The sequence below is a fragment of the Dorea sp. MB18-49 genome (assembly GCF_023669465.1).
Classification (GTDB): Bacteria; Bacillota; Clostridia; order Lachnospirales; family Lachnospiraceae; genus Dorea_A; species Dorea_A longicatena.
In genome coordinates this window covers 1-697 of the sequence record NZ_JAMOYX010000112.1, presented here as the reverse complement: position 1 = coordinate 697, position 697 = coordinate 1, and the positions used below count along the sequence as shown (strand labels likewise).

The 697-nt window shown below is 29.7% G+C and carries 1 protein-coding gene; it reads right to left on the bottom strand.

All coding sequences use genetic code 11. The annotated features are described in order from the left end of the window. Positions 1–697: RNA-binding protein (locus NCY30_RS14975; protein WP_250818890.1), on the bottom strand; the 697-nt coding region annotated here is incomplete at both ends.

Below are 697 nucleotides of genomic sequence, written 5' to 3'. Positions count from 1 at the left end.
ATATAAAGTTCTTCAGTATCTCTCCAACATTCTTCTTCATCTTGCTGAAGTTTTGATGGATCAATAGTAATTTCCACTTCTTGCTCCACAAAATGCAATTTTTTGTACTGTAAAATTGCTTCTTCAAAATATTTTTTCATAGATTTTATGGAATTCCATTCTTTTATTTGCGTATCTTTCTTTATAGCTTCTATTGGCTGTTTAAACAATCTGTCAAAAAACGCTACCATCATGTTATAATGTTCAATTATTTCATTTATACTTTTAGCTTTTTCAGGCTGTGCTCGATACGTGATTTTACTTTTTCCCGTTCCTTTCTCCAGTACAATTTTCAAATATACAATTTCATCTTGTTTTGTTTCAAGTACAATATTATCATTCGTATGGAATCTGCTAAAATTTATATCCCTTTTGCCTAACTCTGTATCAATATTAAATGTAACTTTTTCCTTTGATGGTCCTATTATAACGTCTACAATTTCTTCTTGTTCGGAAATAGGATAAATATTGTTCCCTGTTTGGACAGAAGTTTCAATATCTGTTACTCCATTAACCCTTATTGTCCGTCCCTCTTCTTGTACACTATTTAATGCTTCAATAAAATCCTCATACGCTTCTTTATTCTTAAAACTAATTTTTCCTTTATACGAAATCTCTTGATTAGAAAATACCTCTTTCAATTTATTACCCATTTTAC